This is a genomic window from Goodfellowiella coeruleoviolacea, from assembly GCF_024171785.1.
GTDB classification, from domain to species: Bacteria; Actinomycetota; Actinomycetes; order Mycobacteriales; family Pseudonocardiaceae; genus Goodfellowiella; species Goodfellowiella coeruleoviolacea.
In genome coordinates, this window is record NZ_JAMTCK010000015.1 from 140,243 (window position 1) to 160,549 (window position 20,307).

Here is a 20,307-nt window from a genome sequence, read left to right on the forward strand (position 1 = left end):
CAGGCGAAAGGCTCGTGGTGCGGTACACCTTGCGGCGGCGGGCGCGAGAGACGCGAACACGCGCGGCATCCCAGCCGCCGCGTCGATCACGCCAGGCGCGATGCCCGCCCTCGCCGAGGCAACCCAACCAGTGTAGGCCGCTGTTGGATCTACCTGCCATCGGGGTGGCCGCGCGGGTCGCGGCGATCGGGTGAAACCGGTGACCGGTCGGGTCAACCGGGTTGCCGGGACCGGGTGGAACGCTGGTGGACAGGGTGGAAAAACGCCGGCGGCGGCACCCACGGGCGCCGCCGCCGGACCGCGACCGAGCCGGCTCAGGTGTTGCCGTCGAACAGGCTGGTCACCGAGCCGTCCTCGAAGACCTCCTGGATCGCCCTGGCCAGCAGCGGGGCGATGGAGAGCACGGTCAGACCGGGGAAGCGCTTCTCCTCGGGGATGGGCAGGGTGTTGGTCAGCACCACCTCGCGCACGTCGCACTCGACCAGGCGCTTGGTGGCCGGCTCGGACAGCACGCCGTGCGTGGCGGCGATCACCACGTCCGAGGCGCCCGCGGCCATCAGCACGTCGGCCGCCTTGGTGATGGTGCCACCGGTGTCGATCATGTCGTCGATCAGCACGCACAGCCGGCCCTTGACCTCGCCGACCACCCGCTTGGCCACGGCCTGGTTCGGCTTGTTCGGGTCGCGGGTCTTGTGCACGAACGCGATGGGCCGGCCACCCAGCTGCTCGGCCCACTTCTCGGCCAGCCGCACGCGGCCGGTGTCCGGGGACACCACGGTGATCTCCGCGTCCTGGTAGGTGGCCATGATGTGCTCGGCCAGCAGGGTCTGCGCGAACAGGTGGTCCACCGGCCCGTCGAAGAAGCCCTGGATCTGCCCGGTGTGCAGGTCGACCGTCATGATCCGGTCCGCGCCCGCGGTCTTGAACAGGTCGGCGACCAGCCGCGCCGAGATGGGTTCCCGGCCGCCGTGCTTCTTGTCCTGCCGCGCGTACGGGTAGAACGGCATGACCACGGTGATCCGCTTGGCGCTGGCCCGCTTGAGCGCGTCCACCATGATCAGCTGCTCGACCAGCCAGTCGTTGATCGGGTTGGTGTGGCTCTGGATCACGAACGCGTCGGTGCCGCGCACCGACTCCTTGAACCGCACGAAGATCTCGCCGTTGGCGTAGGCGTAGGCGTCCTGCGGGGTCACCGACACACCGAGGTGGCTGGCCACCTCTTCGGCCAGTTGGGGGTAAGCGCGCCCGGAGAAGAGCATCAGGTTCTTCTTCGGGGTACCGGATTTCGGGGCCACGGTTACCGTCCCTTTCCGTCGTTGGCGACCTCGCCGACGGCCGGTTGGCCCTCGACGGCGAGTGCTCGTTGGGCGGCCTCAGCCGCAGGGGTACCCGGGCGGCGGTTGATCACCCAGCCCTCCAGGTTGCGCTGTGGTCCGCCGGACACGGCCAGCGCGCCCGGTGGCACGTCGCGGCGCAGCACGGTGCCGGCGCCGGTGTAGGCGCCGTCGCCCACGGTCACCGGGGCGACGAACATGTTGTCCGAGCCGGTGCGGCAGTGCGAGCCGACCACGCTGCGGTGCTTGGCGACCCCGTCGTAGTTGACGAACACGCTGGCCGCGCCGATGTTCGTGTGCTCGCCGATGGTGGCGTCACCCACGTAGCTCAGGTGCGGGACCTTGCTGGCCGTGCCGATCTCGGAGTTCTTTACCTCGACGAACGTGCCGATCTTGCCCCGCTCGCCGAGCACCGTGCCGGGCCGCAGGTAGGCGAACGGGCCAACGGACGCGCGCTCGCCGATCACCGCGCCCGAGCCGTGCGTGCGCACCACGCTGGCGCCCGCGCCGATCCGGCAGTCGGTCAGCGTGGTGTCCGGGCCGATCACCGCGCCCTCGCCGACCACGGTGCCGCCGCGCAGCTGCACACCCGGCTCGACCAGCACGTCGCGGGCCAGCTCCACGTCCACGTCCAGCCAGGTGGTGGCCGGGTCGACGACGGTCACCCCGTCGCGCATCCAGCGCTCCACCAGCCGGCGGTTCAGCTCCGCGCCGAGCCTGGCCAGCTGCACCCGGTCGTTGACGCCCTCGACCAGCCAGGGGTCGCCGCAGATCAGCGCGCCCACCCGGTGGCCGGCGGCGCGCGCGATGCCGAGCACGTCGGTGAGGTACAGCTCGCCCTGGGCGTTGTCGGTGGACAGCTGGGTCAGGCCGGCGGCCAGCACGGCCGCGTCGAACGCGTACACCCCCGAGTTGATCTCGGTGACGGCCAGCTGCTCCGGGGTGGCGTCCTTCTGCTCGACGATCTCCCGCACCGCGCCGCTCTGTGGGTCGCGCAGCACCCGGCCGTACCCGGTGGGGTCGGTCACCACGGCGGTGAGCACGGTCACGGCGTTGCCGGCCTGGCTGTGCTCGGCCAGCAGCGCGGTCAGCGTCGCCGCGTCCAGCAGCGGCACGTCCCCGTAGCTGACCAGCACCGTTCCGGTCAGGTCGGCGGGCAGCGCGGCCAGCGCGCACCCCACGGCGTGGCCGGTGCCGTGCTGCTGCTCCTGCACGGCCACGGTGATCTTGCGGCCCAGTCGCCCGGCCACCTCGTCCAGGTGCTCGGCCACCTGCTCCCTGCCGTGCCCGACCACCACAGCCAGGTGCTCTGGTCCGGTTCCCGCTGCCGCGCGCACCGCGTGCTCCACCAGTGAGCGGCCAGCGACCCGGTGCAGCACCTTGGGTGTCGCTGAGCGCATGCGGGTGCCCTCGCCAGCGGCGAGGACGATGGTGCTGACCGAACCGGTGGGGGCGGCGGGCCCCGAGGCGGTCGACCCATCGGAGGTGGCGTGGCTGGCAGGAGTTGGGGTGTTGCCACCCTCAAGCATCAGCGCTCTCCCTAGGCTGCTCAACAAAGGCTGGCCGGTGATCACTAAGCCGGCAGCGGGGAGTCCCGGCTCCCGCCGGAAGCCGATCCTACGTGCTTCTCGGCTAGTGCCCTTTCCAGCCGGTGACCTGCGCAGTTGGGCGATCTTGGCCACACCGGGACAGGGCGTCGCCGCCGTCGTCGGCCGGGCCGTCATCAGCCGGGCCGTCATCAGCCGCGCCGTCATCAGCCGCGCCGTCGTCGGCCGCGCCGTTGTCGGCCGCGCCGTCGTCAGCCGGGTCGCCCGCGTGCGGCGGTTCCCCCGGGGAAGCCGGGGCGACCGCGGTGAGCAGTTCGGTGGGATCGGCGACCTCGACCGGCCTGAGCAACCGGGTCGGCTCGGCGCTGTCGCCCAGTTCGAGCAGTTCGGTGGCGTCGACCGGGGCCTCGGCGTGGTCCGGCTGGTGGACACCGCCGGTGTGGTCCGGTTCACCGGCGTGGTCCGGTTCGCTGGGGCGGTCCGGCTGGTCGGCGGTGGTTGGCCCGGTGGCGGTGGGCCCGGCGGTGGGCTCGGCTGCCGGGGCGGGCGCGGGCCCGGCCGGTGGCGCTGACGCTGGCGCGGGGTTGGTGCCGGGGGCGGTGTCGGTACCGGAATCGGGATCGGGGGTGGCGCGGGCGGTGGCACCGCGGGACGAGCGGGGCAGCGCCCGGGTCGTGGGACGTGGGGTGCTGGTGGTGCCGGTCGCGTCGGCGCTGGTCTCCTGCCGGTCCCCGGCCACCGCGATCACCCGGCAGCCGCCCTGGCGCTTGGCCTGGTACATGGCGGCGTCAGCGCGGGAGAGCACTTCGCTGGGCGACTCGTGGGGGCGCAGCGACACCACCCCGACCGAGAGGGTGACCCCCCTGGAGAGCACCGCGGGTAAGTCCACGACCGCCTCCACCGCCCGGTCCAGCGCGGCCTCGGCCGCGGGCAGGGTGGCGCCGGGTAACAGCACCACGAACTCGTCGCCGCCGTAGCGGGCCACCAGGTCGTCGGTGCGCACGGCGTTGCGCAGGGTGCCGGCGACCACCCGCAGCACGTTGTCGCCCTCGGCGTGCGAGCCCCGGTCGTTCACGGTCTTGAACCCGTCCAGGTCCACCAGCGCCACCGACAGCGGGTCGCTGTCCCGCGCGCTGACCAGGGCGGCCAGCCGGGCGTCCAGGGCGCGCCGGTTGGGCAGGCCGGTCAGCGGGTCCTGCAGCGCCTGCTGGGCGATGGCGCCGTGCGCCCTGGCCATCCGCTCGTGCTGGCGCCGCGCGTTCAACGTGGTGATCTTGGTTTCCCGCATGGTCCACAGCTCGGACTCCAGCGCGGCGGCGTACTCGGCCAGCGCGCCCGAGGTGCGCACGCCCCCGTTCGGACCGGACAGCCGGGCGTACTCGCGGACCAGGCACAGCATCAGGGTGGGCTCGGAGGTGTCGCCGTCCACCTCGGTCCTGGCCCGGTGCAGCACGGCCAGTGCCTCGGCGGGCTGGTCGGCCCGCTCAAGGCAGCGGGCCAGCGCGATGGCCACGATGATCAGCTGGCGGGCGTACTTGGCGTGGTCGAGCAGGGTGGTCAGCCGGGCGATGTGCCCGGGGCCCGGCTCGGCCAGCGCGTGCGCCGCGCCCACCACCGGGTCCTGGTCGGCGGCTGGCACACCCTCCACCCGGGGGAACAGCGACTCCCGGAACGGGCCCTCGAAGGCGGTGGCCAGGTCCGCGGCCACCCGGAACTGCCGGTTGGCCAGGTCGTACTTGCCGACCCGCTCCAGCCGCAGCCCCCAGCCCAGCAGCAGGCGGACCCGGTTGAGCATGTGCACGGCGATCTCGTGCGGCCCGCCGCCCTCGCGCACCGCCACGTGCGCCCTGGCCAGCACCTGGTCGGCCAGCTCGTACACGCCCAGCTGGGTGAGCACCAGGCCGATGTCGGCCAGCGCGAAGGCCAGGGTGCGCTGGTAGGTCCGGTGGTCGCTCATGCTGTCCGGCGTCAGTTCCTCGTCGAACATGGCCAGGGCGCAGGCGGCCTCGGTGAGCGCGGTGTCCTCGGCCCCGGTGGCCAGTGCCCGGCGGGCCCGCAGTGCCCGGGCGTCCGCCTCCAGCACGGTCAGCCCGTGCCGGCGGGTGTAGGTGAGCATCTCGTCGAGCTTGGGGTCGGCCAGATCGGCCAGTTCCGGGATGACCAGCCGGACCACGGCCGCGGCGCGCAGCAGGTGCGCCACGATCCTGGGCTCGCCCCGCCGCCGTGCCTCGGCGAGCAGGTCGTCGCTGGTGGCGAGCAGGTAGTCCGGGTCGGGTGTCTGGCTCTGCGCCTGCGCCAGCAGCTCACGGGACCGGCCGACCAGCCAGGCGTCGGACACCTCGGAAAGCGCTGGTGACCTGGGAGAACGCTCCTCGCCCAGCCGTCACACCCCCGTCCCGGATGCCAGGCCCGCCCGGGCCAGCTGCCACCAGCGGGTCGTCATGGGACCGACCGGCGACCGATCGGCCCTTCCGCTCCGCCGCCAGGATTCGAACCTGGACCATTGGAACCAAAATCCAAGGTGCTGCCTTTACACCACGGCGGATCGAGCGGCGGTGCCGCCACCTCAGGGGCCGGCACATGATGGCATGGACTACCGCCCATGTTCACCACGACCACCCTAACCGGAGCGCACTCCGGGGAAGTCCCCTCGGCAGCGACCCGCACACTGTAACCCGAACGCGACGCAGCGTGTCCAAGCGGTTGCCGGAACACACCTGCCAGCACCGGCCGGCGCGGAACAGTAGGCTGACCCGAATGGCACGACGGCGAGCGCGCACGGCCAGGGAGGACGTCCCTACCCCGCGCCGAACAACGGCGGTCCGGGTGCGGATGACCGGCAAGGAACGGCGGCAACAGCTGTTGGACGTGGCCAGGGCGCTGTTCGCGGAGAAGGGCTTCGACGGCACCTCCATCGAGGAGATCGCCCACCGGGCCGGCGTCAGCAAGCCCATCGTCTACGAGCACTTCGGCGGCAAGGAGGGCATCTACGCGGTCGTGGTGGACCGGGAGATGCAGCGGCTGCTGGACCGGATCGTCTCGGCGCTGTCCGGCGGCCACCCCCGTGAACTGCTGGAACAGGCCGCGTGCGCGCTGCTGGACTACATCGAGGACTCCACCGACGGGTTCCGCATCCTGGTCCGCGACTCCCCGGTGGCCAGCACCAGCGGCACCTTCTCCAGCCTGCTCAACGACATCGCCAGCCAGGTGGAGCACATCCTCGGCCTGCACTTCAGCGCCAGCGGCTACGACGCCAAGCTGGCCGCCCTGTACAGCCAGGCGCTGGTCGGCATGGTCGCGCTGACCGGCCAGTGGTGGCTGGAGGCCCGCAAGCCCAAGAAGGACGAGGTGGCCGCGCACCTGGTCAACCTGGCCTGGAAGGGGCTGTCCCACCTGGAGCACAAGCCCAAGCTGGGCATCCGCCGCTGACCGGAACAGCACCGGGACAACACTGACCGGGGGTGGCGAGCGGGCCGTGGCGGGTGGGCATGCGCGATGTCACCGAAAAACCGGTGTTGTCCGGTCGTAAGCTGACAGGCGAGAACCCCTGCTGGCGCGACTCGTCCCGGGCAGGGGTGTGCCTGCGTTACCAAGGGGCTCCACCAGGCGATGCCTGGTGATCGGCTACAGAAGGGCGCTCACCTGGCCGCCAGGTGATCCGCAACACCAGGGCTCTCACCTGGCCGCGCCAGGTGATCCGCGTTCTCCCAGGGGGTTAACCGTGACCCACGGCCTTGATGTCGACCGCGCCGCCGCCGGTCCGCTCGGCGGTCTGCTCAGCGCCGCGCTGGCCGACCCGGCACTGCGGCGGGTGGTCAGCGCGGCCGGAACCACGAGCCTGCGGCTCCAGGGGCCGCCCGCGGCCAGAGCGCTGGTCACCGCCGCGCTCGCCGATCCCAGGGGCGCGGACCGGCCGGTGCTGCTGGTCACCGCCACCGGGCGGGAGGCCGAGGAACTGGGCGCGGTGCTCGGTGACCTGCTCGGGCCGGACCTGGTGGCCACCTTCCCGTCCTGGGAGACGCTGCCGCACGAGCGGCTGTCCCCGCGCGCCGACACCGTGGGCCGGCGGCTGGCCGTGCTGCGCCGGCTGGCCCACCCCGAGGAGCACCCGGCCGGCGCGCTGCGCGTGGTGGTGGCCACCGTGCGCAGCCTGATCCAGCCGATGGCGCCGCACCTGGGCGAGCTGGCCCCGCTGCGGCTGGCCGTCGGCGGCGAGCACGACTTCGCCGAGCTGCTGGACCGGCTGGTCGAGCTGGCCTACACCCGGGTGGACATGGTCGAGAAGCGCGGCGAGTTCGCCGTGCGCGGCGGCATCCTGGACGTGTTCCCGCCCACCGAGGAACACCCGCTGCGGGTGGAGTTCTGGGGCGACGAGGTCAGCGAGATCCGCGCGTTCGCCGTGGCCGACCAGCGCTCACTGCCCGGCGAGGTGGCCGGGTTCGTGGCCCCGCCGTGCCGGGAACTGCTGCTCACCGAGTCGGTCAAGGCCAGGGCGGCCGAGCTGGCCCCGCAGCACCAGGCCGACGCGCAGCTGGCCGAGATGCTGGACAAGCTGGCCGGCGGCGTGCCGTGCGAGGGCATGGAGGCGCTGATCCCCGCGCTGTGCGAGGACGAGCTGCAACTGCTCACCGACGCGTTGCCGGCCGGCGCGCACGTGCTGCTGGCCGAGCCGGAGAAGATCCAGGCCAGGGCCGCCGACCTGGTGCGCACCGGCCAGGAGTTCCTTGAGGCGTCCTGGATGGCCGCGGCCGGCGGCGGCAACGCCCCGATCGACCTGGGCGCGTCCGCCTACCGCGACCTGGCCGAGGTGGCCGAGGCGGCCCAGGCCGGCGACCACCCGTGGTGGACGCTCAGCCAGCTGACCGCCGAGGGCGGCGACAGCATCGGCCTGGACCTCAAGCCGGTCGAGGCCTACCGGGGCGACATCGCCAGGGCCTTCACCGACCTGCGCGCGCACACCGCGGCCGGCGGCGCCGCCGTGCTGGTGGTGCCCGGCGCGGGCACCGCCTCCCGGGCCGCCGAGCAGCTGCGCGAGGCCGAGGTGCCGGCCAGGCTGGCCGAGCGCGGCCTGGCGGAGCCACCCGAGGCCGGCCTGGTCACCGTGGTCCGCGGCGCGCTGGAGGACGGCTTCGCCCTGCCCGGGCTGGCCCTGGTGGTGCTCACCGAGACCGACCTGACCGGCGGCCGGGGCGGCACGTCCACGGTGTCCCTGCGGGACCGGCGCAACCTGCCCTCGCGCCGGCGCAACGCCGTGGACCCGCTGGCGCTCAAGCCCGGCGACTACGTGGTGCACGAGCAGCACGGCATCGGCAAGTACGTGGAGATGGTGCAGCGCACCGTGGCCGGTGCCACCCGCGAGTACCTGGTGCTGGAGTACGCGGCCAGCAAGCGCGGCCAGCCGGGCGACCGGCTGTTCGTGCCCACCGACCAGCTCGACGAGGTCTCCCGGTACGTGGGCGGCGAGCTGCCCACGCTGAACAAGCTGGGCGGGTCGGACTGGAAGAACACCAAGGCCAAGGCGCGCAAGGCGGTCAAGCAGATCGCCGCCGAACTGGTCCAGCTCTACGCCGCCCGCCAGGCCGCGCCCGGTCACGCGTTCGCGCCGGACACCCCGTGGCAGCGGGAACTGGAGGACGCCTTCCCGTTCGCCGAGACACCCGACCAGCTCGGCGCCATCGACGAGGTCAAGCGGGACATGGAACGCCCGGTGCCGATGGACCGGGTGATCTGCGGTGACGTCGGCTACGGCAAGACCGAGATCGCGGTGCGCGCCGCGTTCAAGGCGGTGCAGGACGGCAAGCAGGTGGCCGTGCTGGTGCCGACCACGCTGCTGGCCCAGCAGCACCTGAACACGTTCACCGAGCGGATGCGGGCGTTCCCGGTGACCGTCAAGGGCCTGTCCCGGTTCACCGACCCGGGTGAGTCCGAGCAGGTGATCGCCGGGCTCGCCGACGGCGAGGTGGACGTGGTGATCGGCACGCACCGGCTGCTGCAGACCGGCATCCGCTACAAGGACCTCGGCCTGGTCATCGTGGACGAGGAACAGCGCTTCGGCGTGGAGCACAAGGAGCACATCAAGTCGCTGCGCACGCACGTGGACGTGCTCACCATGTCGGCGACGCCGATCCCGCGCACCCTGGAGATGAGCATGGCCGGCATCCGCGAGATGTCCACCATCCTCACCCCGCCGGAGGAGCGCCACCCGATCCTGACCTACGTCGGCGCCTACGACGACAAGCAGGTGGCCGCGGCCATCCGGCGCGAGCTGCTGCGCGACGGCCAGGTGTTCTACGTGCACAACCGGGTGTCCTCGATCGAGAAGGCGGCCCGGCGCATCCGCGAGCTGGTGCCCGAGGCGCGCGTGGTCACCGCGCACGGCCAGATGAACGAGGACCGGCTGGAGAAGATCATCCAGGGCTTCTGGGAACGCGAGCACGACGTGCTGGTGTGCACCACGATCGTGGAGACCGGGCTGGACATCTCCAACGCCAACACGCTGATCGTGGAGCGCGGCGACCTGCTCGGCCTGGCCCAGCTGCACCAGCTGCGCGGCCGGGTGGGCCGGGGCCGGGAACGCGGCTACGCCTACTTCCTGTACCCGCCGGACGCGCCGCTCACCGAGACCGCGCACGACCGGCTGGCCACCATCGCGCAGAACACCGAGCTGGGCGCGGGCATGGCCGTGGCCATGAAGGACCTGGAGATCCGGGGCGCCGGCAACATCCTGGGCGCCGAGCAGTCCGGGCACATCGCCGGCGTGGGCTTCGACCTGTACGTGCGGCTGGTCGGCGAGGCCGTGGAGTCCTACCGGGCGGCGTTCGGCAAGCCGGGCATGGCACCCACCGAGGAGATCGAGGAACTGGCCGAGGTCCGGGTGGACCTGCCCATCGACGCGCACATCCCGCACGACTACGTGCCCGGCGAGCGGCTGCGGCTGGAGGCCTACCGCAAGATCGCGGCGGCACCGGACGCGGACGCGCTGGCCGCGGTGCGCGAGGAACTGGTCGACCGCTACGGCCAGCCGCCCCGGCCGGTGGACCACCTGCTGGCGGTGGCCGCGTTCCGGCAGAGCTGCCGGCGGCACGGGGTCACCGAGGTGGCCACCCAGGGCAACACCATCCGGTTCGCGCCCATGCCGTTGCAGGACTCGCAGCTGGTGCGGATGCGCCGGCTCTACCCGAAGGCGGTCTACAAGTCCACCACCAACACCGTGTCCGTGCCTCGCCCGACCGAAGGAGCGGCCGGGGGCCGAATGGGCGCACCGCTGCTGCGCGACCGTGAGTTGTTGGACTGGTGTGCCAAACTCCTTGATTCGCTGACCGGTACACCTGTGTCCTTGGCCACGAAGTCGTGAGAGGGTAGGCAGCCGTGCGGACTGAGTTGGAATCTCCTGGGCTGGAATCTCCTGGACTGGACTCTTCTGGACTGGATTCTTCTGGACTGGACTCCACTGGATCCGATTCCTGCGGGCCGGATTCCTCGACATCGTCCGCGGTGACACGGCGGCGCGGCGCGCTGGGCGCGCTCGGCGTGACCGCCGCGCTGCTGCTGGCCGGCTGCGGTTCCGGCCCGTCCCAGCCCGGTGCCGCCGCCATCGTCGGTGACGTGGCCATCCCGCTGGAGCTGGTCCAGCAGCGGCTGGACAACTACCTGGCCAGGGAACCCGAGCAGGGCCAGCAGTTGCAGCAGCAGAACAAGTTGGGCCAGGTGGCCGAGCAGATCCTGAGCTACCGGGTGCGGCACGAGCTGGTCGCGGTGGCCGCCCAGCGCGACGGCGTCAAGGTGGACGAGCAGCAGCTCAACGAGCTGATCGCGGCGGGCGGCGGCGCCGAGGCGATGATCCAGTCGCAGAACTCGTTCCTGGACGCGCAGGCGTTCCGCGACGAGCAGGCCACCGACCAGCTGCTGCTGACCGAGCTGGGCCGCAGGTACGCGGACCGGCTCACCGTCACCTACGACTACACCATCGCCAACGGTCCGGAGGAGGCGAAGGCCAAGGCCGACCGGATCGCGGCCGACCCGGAGCACGCCGCCGACGTGTTCGAGGCGGACCGCAGGCAGAACGTCCCCTCGGCCACCGACGTCACCATGACCGCCGCGCAGGACCAGCAGTTCCTCGGCAGCCCGATCTACGGCGTGCGCGCCGGTTCGGTGGTGGCCTTCCAGGCGGGCCAGGACAGCGGCGCCTGGGTGGTGGCCCACGTGCGGTCCCGCGAGATCACGGCCGGCACCGGTGCCTCCGGCGACCAGTTGAACAGCAACGTCCTGTACTGGCTCGGCCTGCGCGCGGTGCAGCCGATCGCCGACGAACTCGGGGTGCGGGTCAACCCCCGCTACGGCGTGTGGGACGAGGTGTTCCTGCAGACCGCGCCGAGCAAGGACGAGAAGTACGGCTACCTGACCCGGGTGCGGGAGAAGTCGGGCGCATGACCGAACGGACCGAACCCCTGGCGGCGGGCTGCGCCGTGGTGCTGGTCGGCACCCGGCTGACCGAGCCGGTGCTGCCCGCGTCCGCGCTGCGGCTGCTGCGCGCGGCCGGCGCGGTGTTCCTGGCCGGCGACCTGCCCGAGGAGACCTGGCTGCCGCTGGGGGTGCGGCCGCTGCCCGAGGACACCGACCGGCTGCTGGACGCGGCCGGCGTGGTGCCGGTGGTGCTGATCGCGGCCGATGAGGCCGAGCCGACCGCGGCCCGGCTGGTCAAGGCGGGCGCCCGGGTGCTGCGGGTGATCGACCCGCCGGGCACCCGGCTGCTGGACGCGGTCGCGGTGATGGACCGGCTGCGCTCGCCGGGCGGCTGCCCGTGGGACGCCGAGCAGACCCACCAGTCGCTGCGCCAGTACCTGGTCGAGGAGACCTACGAACTGCTCGACGCCATCGAGCAGGGCGACCGCACGGCCATCCGCGAGGAGCTGGGCGACGTGCTGCTGCAGGTGCTGTTCCACGCCCGGGTGGCCGCCGAGGACGAGCACGACCCGTTCACCGTGGACGAGGTGGCCGAGGGGCTGGTGGCCAAGCTGGTCGGCCGGCACCCGCACGTGTTCGCCGACGACGCGGCCGTGCGCGACGCCGCCACCCAGGAGCACCGCTGGGAACAGCTCAAGCAGGTCGAGAAGCAGCGCGAGTCCTGTGTGGACGGTGTGGCGCTCGGCCAGCCGGCCGTGGCGCTGGCCGCCAAGCTGGTGCAGCGGGCCAGCCGCGCCGGCCTGCCCGCCGACCTGCTGCCCGCCTCGGTGGGCGAGGCGGACCTCGGCGCCGCCCTGTTCCACCTGGCCGCCACCGCCAAGCTGGCCGGCCAGGACCCGGAGGACGAGCTGCGCGCGGTGGCCAACGCGTTCGCCGCGAACGTGCGGGCCGCCGAGACCGCCGCCCGGCGGTCCGGGGTGGACCCGGCCGGGATGACCGCGGCGGACTGGCGCCGCTTCTGGCCCCGCTAGCCCCAGCAGGGCCGGTTTGCGCCCATTGGGGCGGTGCCGGCCAAACCGTGACCCGGTGTGTCGCACGCAGCGATCCAAGACGTACAGAGGGTCAGCGGATTGTCGGTAACGTCAGAGGGGTGACCGCATCCGCTTATCTTCGGTTTCCCCATCTGCACGACGACCTCGTCACCTTCGTCGCCGAGGACGACGTCTGGTTGGCGCCGCTCGATGGTGGCCGCGCTTGGCGGGTCTCCGCTGACAACGTTCCGGTGCGCTTTCCCAGGTTCGCGCCGGACGGCAGCCAGATCGCCTGGACGAGCACCAGGGACGGGGCACCCGAGGTGCTGGTGGCCCCCACCGAGGGCGGCCCGAGCCGTCGGCTCACCTACTGGGGTGACTCCGTCACGACCGTGCGCGGCTGGACGCCGGACGGGCGGGTGCTCGCCGTGTCCTCGGTCAACCAGGCGGCGACCGACCGGAGCTGGGCGTATGCCGTGTCGACCACGGGCGGCCCGGCCGAGCGGTTGCCCTACGGGCTGGTCAGCTCGGTGGCGTTCGGTCCGGACGGCGAGGTGGTCGCGGCCAGCTCCCACCACCGCGACCCGGCCTGGTGGAAGCGCTACCGCGGGGGCCAGGCCATCAAGCTGTGGGTGGACCTGACCGGCGACGGCGAGTTCCACCGCATCCTGGAGCACCTGACCACCTCGCTCAGCTCGCCGATGTGGATCGACGGCCGGATCGTGTTCGTGTCCGACCACGAGGGCACCGGTGACCTCTACTCGGTCCTGCCGGACGGCAGTGACCTGCGCAAACACACCAGCCAGGAGCGCTTCTACGTGCGCAACCCGAGCACCGACGGCCGCCGCGTGGTCTACCACAGCGGGGGCGAGCTGTGGCTGCTCGACTCGTTGGACGCGGCGCCGCGCCGGCTGGACGTCCGGCTGTGCGGGCCGAGCACCGACCGGCAGCCCTACCCGCTGTGGGTGCGCGGCAACCTGGACGACGTGGCACCCGACCAGACCGGCCGGGCCAGCGCGGTGGCGGTGCGCGGCACCATCCACTGGGTGACCCACCGGGACGGCCCGGTGCGCGCGCTGACCGTGACGCCCGGAGTGCGGGCCCGGCTGCCGCAGGTGCTCGGCGACACCAACCAGGTCGCCTGGGTGACCGACGCCGAGGGGGAGGAGGGCATCGAGGTGGCCCCGATCGGCGGGCTGGAGGCGGGCGCCACCCCGCGCCGGCTGGCCGTGGGGCAGTTGGGCCGGGTGCTGGAGCTGGCCGCCTCGCCCGACGGCCGGCGGGTGGCCGTGGCCAGCCACGACGGCCGGCTGCTGCTGGTGGAGATCGACTCGGGGGAGATCCGCCAGGTGGTGCGCAGCGACAACGCCGAGGTGTCCGGGCTGGCCTTCTCCCCGGACTCGGCCTGGCTGGCCTGGTCGCACCCGGGGCCGCAGCCGCTGCGCCAGATCCGGATGGCCAACGTCAGCAGCCTGTCCACGGTGGACGTCACCCAGCTGCGGTTCACCGACACCGACCCGGTGTTCACCCTGGACGGCAAGTACCTGGCGTTCCTGTCGGTGCGCAGCTTCGACCCGATCTACGACGCCTACGTGCTGGACCTGGCCTTTCCCGCCGGCGGCCGGCCGCACCTGGTGCCGCTGGCCGCGACCACCCCGTCGCCGTTCGCGCCGCTGCGCCTTGGCCGGCCGATCGGCGAGGACCTGGACGACGGCGACGGCGAGGGCGGCGGATCGGGCAAGGACGGCGACTCGGCCACCGTGGTCGACCTGGACGGGCTGGCCGACCGGGTGATCGCGCTGCCCGTGCCCGCGGCCCGCTACTCGTCGCTGCGCGCGGCCAAGGACGGGCTGCTGTGGCTGCGCGACCCGGCCACCGGCGTGCTCGGGGACGCCCTGGCCTCCCCGGACGCCAGCCGCCCCCGGTCCGTGCTGGAGCGCTTCGACCTGGTCAAGCTGCGGGCGGAAACGCTGGTGGACGGCGTGGACGAGGTGTGGGTGACCGGCGAGGGCAAGCGCATGGTGGTGCGCGACCGCGGTTCGCTGCGGGTGCTGCCGGCCGACCGGGCCTCCGGTGACGGCGACGACTCGCAGGACCGGGTGGACGTGGACCTGTCCCGGGTGCGGGTCACGGTCGAGCCGCTGGCCGAGTGGCGCCAGGCCTACAACGAGGCCGGCCGGCTGATGCGGGACAACTTCTGGCGGCCGGACATGGGCGGCGTGGACTGGGCCGGCGTGCTGGACGCCTACCGGCCGCTGCTGGACCGGCTGGGCACCCACGACGACCTGATCGACCTGCTCTGGGAGGTGCAGGGCGAGCTGGGCACCTCGCACGCGTACGTGCGCCCGCCGCACTCCGGGTGGGACTCCAGCCACCGGCAGGGCCTGCTCGGCGCGGACATCATCCGGGACGCGGACGGCACCTGGCGGATCGGCCGGGTGATCGCCGGGGAGACCTCCGACCCGGCGGCCCGCTCGCCGCTGGCCGCCCCGGGCGTGGCGGTGCGCGCCGGGGACGCGCTGCTGGCCGTGGACGGCCGGCCGGTGGACCCGCTGGCCGGGCCGGCGCCGCTGCTGGTCGGCACGGCCGGCAAGCCGGTGGAGCTGACCGTGCGGCCGGCCGACGGGGGCGCGGCGCGCCGGGTGGTGGTCGTGCCGCTGTCCAGTGAGCGGACGCTGCGCTACCACGACTGGGTGGCCGGGCGGCGGGAGCACGTGCACCGGCTGTCCGAGGGCCGGGTGGGCTACCTGCACGTGCCCGACATGATGGCGGCCGGCTGGGCGCAGCTGCACCGCGACCTGCGGGTGGAGCTGCAGCGCGAGGCGCTGGTGTTCGACGTGCGGGAGAACAGCGGCGGCCACACCTCCGAGCTGGTGCTGGAGAAGCTGGCCAGGCGGGTGATCGGCTGGGACGTCTCGCGCGGCTACTCCGCGCTGAACAGCTACCCGCAGAACGCGCCGCGCGGCCCGGTGATCACCGTGGCCGACGAGTTCTCCGGTTCGGACGGCGACATGGTGAACGCGGCCATCAAGGTGCTGGGCATCGGCCCGGTGGTGGGGGTGCGCACCTGGGGCGGGGTGATCGGCATCGACAACCGCTACCACCTGATCGACGGAACCTCGGTCACCCAGCCGCGGTACGCGCCGTGGTTCGAGGGCATCGGCTGGAGCATGGAGAACCACGGCGTCGAGCCGGACGTGGAGGTGGTGATCACGCCGCAGGACCGGGCGGCCGGCCGCGACCCGCAGTTGGACACGGCCGTGCGGCTGGCGCTGGAGGCGCTGGCCGAGCGCCCGGCCGCGGTGCCGCCGCCGCTGCCCCCGCTGGAGTCCTGAGTGGACGGGCGCGGACCAGGACCGTTACCCCGCCCGGGGCGATCCGATCAAGCCCGTAGCCTGGACGGCGTGGCAGGGACCACAGCAGCATCGTCGCCGACCCCGACGCCGGACGCGGATCCGTCCGCCGAGTCCGGGCCAGCGGCCGTGCCCGCGGCCGACCCGGCACCCGACCGGCCGCCCCGTCGACCGCGGCGGGCGGTCCGGCTGGTCGGCCGGTTGGCGCTGGTGGCCGTGCTGCTGGTGGTGGCGGCCGGCGCGGCCTGGGGGCTGCTGCTGGCCAGCCGGCCGGGCGCGGACCGGGCCGGATCCGGCAAACCCCGGTTCGTGGTGCCGGAGCAGCAGGTCGAGCCGAGATCGGTGGTGCCGGGCGGGGCGGGCGGCGTGCCCGACCCGCTGGCCTCGACCAGTGCCCAGCCCCGGGCCAGCGGGGTCCAGCCGCAGGCAAGCGCGGTCCAGCCACTGTCCACAGCGGACCCGTTCACCACGTGGGTGAACCGGGTGGCCGACGCCACGGACATCCCGGTGCGGGCGGTCCGCGCCTACGCCACGGCCGAACTGCTGATGCGCGCCCGCGACCCGGCCTGCCGGATCGGCTGGAGCACCCTGGCCGGCATCGGCCGGGTGGAGTCGATCCACGGCCAGTACGGCGGGGCCAGCCTCGGCGCGGACGGCCGGGAGTCCACGCCGATCGTGGGGGTGCCGCTGGACGGTTCGCCCGGGGTGAAGGCGATCCCCGACACCGACGGCGGCGCCCTGGACGGCGACACCACCTGGGACCGGGCGGTCGGCCCGATGCAGTTCCTGCCCTCGACCTGGCAGCGCTGGGGCGCGCGGGCCAGTGGCGACGGCGCCCCGCCCGACCCGCAGAACATCGACGACGCCGCGCTGACCGCCGCCCGCTACCTGTGCGCGGCCGGCGGTGGCGACATGACCACGCCCCAGGGCTGGTGGGACGCGGTGCTGGCGTACAACCGGTCGGTGGAGTACGGCCAGAAGGTGTTCAGCGGCGCCGACGCCTACGCCAAGGCCAGCACCGGCAGCAACTGAGCCGAGGTGGGCTGGCCCCTCGGTGCGGCTCGCGCCGCCCGGGTGGTGAGCGGGTGCCCGGGGTGCGGGTCAGCAGGGGCGCTCGGCTGGCGGGGTGCCCACGCCCCGGTAGGGCAGGGTCTGGCGGTAGACGATGTTGGTCGTGGTGGTGCCGAACGCGGTCAGCTCGTCGATCACCTGTTCCAGGTGCCGCATCGAGGTGGCGGCGACCTTGAGCGTGTAGCAGTCCTCGCCGGTGGTGCGCAGGCACTCCAGGATCTCGGTGCGTTCCGCGAGCAGCCGGTGCAGCGGCTGGTGCTGGTTGCCGGGGTACTTCAGGCGCACCACGGCCAGCACGCCGTAGCCCACTCCGTCGAGGTCGACGGTGGCGCGGTAGCCGGTGATGATCCCGGCGTTCTCCAGGCGCCTGACGCGTTCGGCGGTGGCCGAGGCGCTGAGGTTGACCCGGCGCCCCAGTTCGGTGATGGGAACGCGGCCGTCCTGTTGCAGCTCGGCGAGGATCGCCCAGTCGGTGGTATCCAAAGTCTCGGCCATCGCCTGAAAATACCGTGGGATTCACGGCTGGAGATACTGAACGCCGCGAATGTTCTCTTCTGTTGACTGAATCGCCGTCATAGTCTTGATCACGTGTTGCTTGGCGTGAACGTCCCGAACTTCGGTCCTGGTACCAACCCGGCCGTGCTGCGCGACTGGGCGCGGACGGTGGAGGGCCTGAGATTCGACCTGCTGATGGTGTCCGACCACGTCGTGGTGACGCCCGACGTGGCCGAACGGTATCCGGCGCCCTTCTACGAGCCGTTCACCACGCTGTCCTGGCTGGCCGGGGTGACCGAGCGGGTCACGTTGGGCACGACCGTGCTGATCGCGCCGTACCGGCACCCGCTGCTGGTCGCGCGGATGGCGGCGAACCTGAGCGAGCTGAGCGGGGGCCGGTTCGTGCTCGGGGTGGGGGTCGGCTGGGCACGCCAGGAGTTCGCGGCGCTGGGCGTGGAGTTCCACCAGCGGGGGAAGCTGACCGACGAGCTGATCACCGCGGTGCGCGAGGAGTGGCGGGACGCGGGTTACCGCGCGGGGCACATCCCGATCTGGGTGGGCGGGCACAGCGACGGCGCGCTGCGGCGCGCGGTCCGGCTCGGCGACGCCTGGCACCCGCTGTGGCTGACGCCCGAGGGGTGGCGGGAGTCCCTGGCGCGCCTGCGGGCGGCCGCCACCGCGCGTGCACGCCCCCTGCCCGAGCTGACGCCGCGCGTGCTGCTGCGGCTGACCGCCGAGCCGCTCGTGGACCGCAGACTCGGCGAGGGCACCCTCGAACAGGTCGTCGGCGACCTGGAGCGGTTGCGGGCGGACGGGGCGCGGGCCGTGGTGCTGGACCCGTTCGCCGGTGCTCCGGAGCGGACCGCGCACCCGGAGATCGCCTGGCGCGCGCTGGCCGCGGTGCGCGAGGCATGGGTTGGAAAGGAATTGGGATGAACGAGGAACACCTGCGGCGGGCGATCGCGCTGGCGGCCGAGGCACGGGCGGGCGGCAACCCGCCGTTCGGGTCGCTGCTGGTCGGCCCGGACGGGACCGTGCTGGCGGAGGAGCGCAACTCCAGCATCACCGACAACGACATCACCGCGCACCCGGAGCTGAAGCTGGCCCGCTGGGCGGCCCGTGAGCTGGACGCCGCCACGGCGGCGGGGACCACGATGTACACCAGTTGCGAGCCGTGCGGGATGTGCGCGGGTGCGTTGGCGCGGTCGGGGATCGGGCACGTGGTGTTCGCGCTGCCGATGACGTCCAGCCGGTTCCGCCCGGTGCCCACCGAGGGGCCGTACCTGTACGAGGAGGCGAAGGTCCCGGTCGAGGGGTACTACGCCCAGAAGTAGCCGGGGTGGCCCGGGCGGGAGCGCCCCACTCGGCGCCGGGGCGGTGCCGCCGTGGTGGATCGCGCTACCGGCCCGGGCGGTGGCCCACCCGGTCCTCGGTCGCCGCGCCCGCGGTCATGGCCCTGAGTTCGTCCAGTGAGTCGTGGATGAGCCGGGCCAGGTCCGTCTTCTGGTCGGTCTGCTGGGCCCAGCGCTGGAACGCGATCCGGAAGACGGCCATGCCCGTCTCGGCGGCCAGGCTCGCGGCCAGGGCGGGGACGCCGCGCTGGCGCAACGCGTCGGTGAGGGCCGAGGCGAACGAGGCGAGCTTGATCAGTTCCCGCTCGCGCAGCTCCGGGGTGGCCTCGACCACGGCATGGCGTTGCCGGACGAAGTCGGGGCGCTCCGCGAAGACGGCGCTGATGGCGGTCAGGGCCGCGGCCACCGCGTCGATCGGCCCGGCGGTGTCCGGCGCCTCGGCGACGCCGCGCTCCAGCAGGCCCCGCAGGTCGACGCCGCCGGAGAAGAGCACCTCGCGCTTGTCCGCGAAGTGCCGGAAGAACGTGCGCTCGGTGAGGCCGGCCCGACCGGCGATCTCGGCCACCGTGGTCTGTTCGTAGCCGCGTTCGCCGAACAGCTCCAGCGCCGCCAGCGCGAGGCGGTCCCGCGCGTTCGGTTCCCATCGACCCATGGTTCGATCCTAGTTGATGACAGCGACTGACATGCCCTGCTAGGCTCGGCGATGACAGTTACTGACATCAGTCGCCCGGCCCGCTTCCCCGCGCCGGGGACGACCTCGATCACCGGGAGTTCTTCCCATGCGTGTTTTCGTCACCGGTGCGTCCGGTTGGATTGGTTCCGCCCTGGTGCCCGAGCTGATCGGCGCCGGCCACCAGGTCATCGGCCTGGCCCGCTCGGACGCCTCGGCCGCCGCCCTCACCGCCGCCGGCGCCGAGGTGCGCCGAGGCAGCCTCGACGACCTCGACGTCCTGCGCGATGCCGCCGCCGCCTCGGACGGCGTGATCCACCTGGCGTTCAAGCACGACATCGCCTTCTCCGGCGACTTCCCCGGCGCCGTGGCCGCGGACCGGCGCGCCGTGGAGCTGTTCGGTGAGGTGCTGGCCGGTTCTGACCGGCCGCTGGTCATCGCCTCCGGCCTGCTCGGGCTGGCGCCGGGGCAGGTGGCGACCGAACGGACCGAGCCCAGCCCCGAGCTGGCCGAGGCGGCGGGCGGCCGGCACGGCGTGGCTCAGCAGGTGGTCGCCCTCGCCGAGCGCGGGGTCCGCTCGTCCGTGGTGCGCCTCGCGCCGACCGTGCACGGCGAGGGCGACCGGGGCTTCATCGCGGAGCTGGCCGGCGTCGCCCGCGCCAAGGGCGTGTCCGGTTACGTCGGCGACGGGGCCAGCCGCTGGCCGGCCGTGCACGTGTCGGACGCCGCGCGCCTGTTCCGTCTGGCCGTGGAGCGGGCGCCGGCGGGTTCGGTGCTGCACGGGGCCGCCGAGGAGGGCGTGGCGATCCGTGCCGTGGCCGAGGTGATCGGCCGGCAGCTCGACGTCCCGGTGGTGTCCGTCGCCGCCGAGGACGCGGGCGGGCACTTCGGCTGGCTCGGCGTCTTCCTCGGGGTGGACAGCCCGGCCTCGAACGCGCTGACCCGCGAGCTGCTGGACTGGCAGCCCACCGGCCCCGGCCTGCTCGACGACCTGGACAAGGGCCACTACACCGCCGACCCGGCCGCCTGACCGGCGTCAGTGCCCGCTCGC

General features: G+C 73.3%; 14 protein-coding genes and 1 tRNA gene. 9 read left to right on the top strand and 6 right to left on the bottom strand.

The features are described from left to right. Positions 1–314: 314 nt before the first annotated feature. From LX83_RS28555 to LX83_RS28570, 4 genes are all read right to left on the bottom strand, one after another. The gene (locus LX83_RS28555) at positions 315–1,295 is read right to left on the bottom strand and encodes a ribose-phosphate diphosphokinase (protein ID WP_308204066.1); all 981 of its coding nucleotides are present in this window, start codon (positions 1,293–1,295) and stop codon (positions 315–317) included. A 2-nt stretch (positions 1,296–1,297) separates the two neighbouring features. Continuing rightward, a complete protein-coding gene (glmU, locus tag LX83_RS28560) occupies positions 1,298–2,863 on the bottom strand; it encodes a bifunctional UDP-N-acetylglucosamine diphosphorylase/glucosamine-1-phosphate N-acetyltransferase GlmU (protein WP_301329053.1) in 1,566 nt (521 codons plus the stop codon). A gap of 103 nt (positions 2,864–2,966) precedes the next feature. After that, positions 2,967–5,219 (bottom strand): sensor domain-containing diguanylate cyclase, encoded by a 2,253-nt coding sequence (locus LX83_RS28565; RefSeq protein ID WP_253776881.1) that lies wholly within the window; start codon positions 5,217–5,219, stop codon positions 2,967–2,969. A 136-nt stretch (positions 5,220–5,355) separates the two neighbouring features. Beyond that, positions 5,356–5,426, bottom strand: a tRNA-Gln gene (locus tag LX83_RS28570). Positions 5,427–5,713: 287 nt separating this feature from the next. Here LX83_RS28570 and LX83_RS28575 point away from each other — a divergent pair. From LX83_RS28575 to LX83_RS28600, 6 genes are all read left to right on the top strand, one after another. Then, entirely contained in the window at positions 5,714–6,310 is a 597-nt protein-coding gene (locus tag LX83_RS28575; protein WP_253777109.1) for a TetR/AcrR family transcriptional regulator, read from the top strand. Between the two features lie 292 nt (positions 6,311–6,602). Continuing rightward, positions 6,603–10,235, top strand: coding sequence for a transcription-repair coupling factor (mfd, locus tag LX83_RS28580; RefSeq protein WP_253776882.1), 3,633 nt, complete (start codon positions 6,603–6,605; stop codon positions 10,233–10,235). 140 nt (positions 10,236–10,375) lie between these two features. Continuing rightward, entirely contained in the window at positions 10,376–11,311 is a 936-nt protein-coding gene (locus LX83_RS28585) for a SurA N-terminal domain-containing protein (protein WP_253776884.1), read from the top strand. After that, positions 11,308–12,315, top strand: a complete 1,008-nt coding sequence (locus LX83_RS28590; protein ID WP_253776886.1) for a MazG family protein — start codon at positions 11,308–11,310, stop codon at positions 12,313–12,315. The genes LX83_RS28585 and LX83_RS28590 overlap by 4 nt, the downstream gene beginning before the upstream one ends. A 119-nt stretch (positions 12,316–12,434) precedes the next feature. Then, a complete protein-coding gene (locus LX83_RS28595; protein WP_253776888.1) occupies positions 12,435–15,650 on the top strand; it encodes a S41 family peptidase in 3,216 nt (1,071 codons plus the stop codon). Positions 15,651–15,719: 69 nt separating this feature from the next. Continuing rightward, positions 15,720–16,700 (top strand): lysozyme family protein, encoded by a 981-nt coding sequence (locus tag LX83_RS28600; RefSeq protein ID WP_253776890.1) that lies wholly within the window; start codon positions 15,720–15,722, stop codon positions 16,698–16,700. Between the two features lie 69 nt (positions 16,701–16,769). Here LX83_RS28600 and LX83_RS28605 read toward each other — a convergent pair whose 3' ends face one another. Next, positions 16,770–17,234, bottom strand: a complete 465-nt coding sequence (locus LX83_RS28605) for an Lrp/AsnC family transcriptional regulator (protein ID WP_253776891.1) — start codon at positions 17,232–17,234, stop codon at positions 16,770–16,772. Positions 17,235–17,327: 93 nt separating this feature from the next. Here LX83_RS28605 and LX83_RS28610 point away from each other — a divergent pair, with 93 nt between their 5' ends. Together LX83_RS28610 and LX83_RS28615 are read left to right on the top strand one after the other, a co-directional pair. Beyond that, positions 17,328–18,170, top strand: a complete 843-nt coding sequence (locus tag LX83_RS28610; RefSeq protein WP_253776893.1) for an LLM class flavin-dependent oxidoreductase — start codon at positions 17,328–17,330, stop codon at positions 18,168–18,170. Then, positions 18,167–18,568 (top strand): nucleoside deaminase, encoded by a 402-nt coding sequence (locus tag LX83_RS28615; RefSeq protein ID WP_253776895.1) that lies wholly within the window; start codon positions 18,167–18,169, stop codon positions 18,566–18,568. Before LX83_RS28610 ends, LX83_RS28615 begins: the two co-directional genes overlap by 4 nt. A gap of 64 nt (positions 18,569–18,632) precedes the next feature. Here LX83_RS28615 and LX83_RS28620 read toward each other — a convergent pair whose 3' ends face one another. Beyond that, a complete protein-coding gene (locus LX83_RS28620) occupies positions 18,633–19,238 on the bottom strand; it encodes a TetR/AcrR family transcriptional regulator (protein WP_253776897.1) in 606 nt (201 codons plus the stop codon). A gap of 127 nt (positions 19,239–19,365) precedes the next feature. On the opposite strand from LX83_RS28620, the gene LX83_RS28625 reads away from it, so the two are divergent. Next, on the top strand, positions 19,366–20,286 hold the full coding sequence (locus tag LX83_RS28625; protein ID WP_253776899.1) for an SDR family oxidoreductase: 921 nt from the start codon (positions 19,366–19,368) through the stop codon (positions 20,284–20,286). Positions 20,287–20,307 lie beyond the last annotated feature (21 nt).

Bases quoted from the DNA above. Each gene is read 5' to 3' on its own strand.
- LX83_RS28575 (WP_253777109.1), top strand. From the start codon at position 5,714: ATGACCGGCAAGGAACGGCGGCAACAGCTGTTGGACGTGGCCAGGGCG.
- LX83_RS28605 (WP_253776891.1), bottom strand. From the start codon at position 17,234: ATGGCCGAGACTTTGGATACCACCGACTGGGCGATCCTCGCCGAGCTG.
- LX83_RS28615 (WP_253776895.1), top strand. From the start codon at position 18,167: ATGAACGAGGAACACCTGCGGCGGGCGATCGCGCTGGCGGCCGAGGCA.
- LX83_RS28625 (WP_253776899.1), top strand. From the start codon at position 19,366: ATGCGTGTTTTCGTCACCGGTGCGTCCGGTTGGATTGGTTCCGCCCTG.
- LX83_RS28590 (WP_253776886.1), top strand. From the start codon at position 11,308: ATGACCGAACGGACCGAACCCCTGGCGGCGGGCTGCGCCGTGGTGCTG.
- glmU (WP_301329053.1), bottom strand. From the start codon at position 2,863: ATGCTTGAGGGTGGCAACACCCCAACTCCTGCCAGCCACGCCACCTCC.
- LX83_RS28620 (WP_253776897.1), bottom strand. From the start codon at position 19,238: ATGGGTCGATGGGAACCGAACGCGCGGGACCGCCTCGCGCTGGCGGCG.